The organism is Streptomyces sp. SID13726 (genome assembly GCF_010548375.1).
Classification (GTDB): domain Bacteria; phylum Actinomycetota; class Actinomycetes; order Streptomycetales; family Streptomycetaceae; genus Streptomyces.
In genome coordinates, this window is sequence record NZ_JAAGLY010000268.1 from 1 (window position 1) to 516 (window position 516).

The 516-nt window shown below is 77.5% G+C and carries 2 protein-coding genes; both read left to right on the top strand.

Annotation, left to right across the window (positions count from 1 at the left end):
• Positions 1 to 280 (top strand): inositol monophosphatase family protein (locus tag G3I78_RS47555; protein WP_343244032.1); only part of this gene is annotated, 280 nt, incomplete at its 5' end.
• 102 nt (positions 281 to 382) lie between these two features.
• The coding region (locus tag G3I78_RS47560; RefSeq protein ID WP_164436839.1) for an FAD-dependent oxidoreductase at positions 383 to 516 on the top strand (134 nt) is incomplete at its 3' end.

Consider the following 516-nt stretch of genomic DNA (forward strand, 5'->3'; position numbering starts at 1 on the left):
GTCCCGGCTCGACGTGCCCGGGGTCGCGGCCCGGCCCTGCGGTTCGGCGGGCCTGGAGTACCTCAAGGTGGCCCGCGGGGAGATGGACGGCCTCGCCTTGACCTGGCCCTCGGCGTGGGACCACGCGGCCGGACTGCTGCTCGTCGCCGAGGCGGGCGGGGCGCAGAGCACCGTCGCAGGGGTCCCCTTCCGGTGCGACCGGGACAACGAGCTGCCGTTCGCCGGGGGGCGCGACGAGGCCACGGCCGTCCGGATCCGCGAGCTGCTGCGCGGCGCGTAGGCGCTCCCGTCCGGCCGGACCGGGCGCGGGGCGGGGCGGGGCGGGTGTGGACGGGGCGAATATCCTGGGAGCTGAGCCGCCGCCGGACGAAGGAGTCTCAAGGTGCCGTCGATTCTCGATGCGGTCGTGGTGGGGGCGGGGCCCAACGGGCTGACGGCCGCCGTCGAGCTGGCCCGGCGCGGCTTCTCGGTGGCCGTGTTCGAGGCCGCGGAGACGGTCGGCGGCGGGGCCCGCAC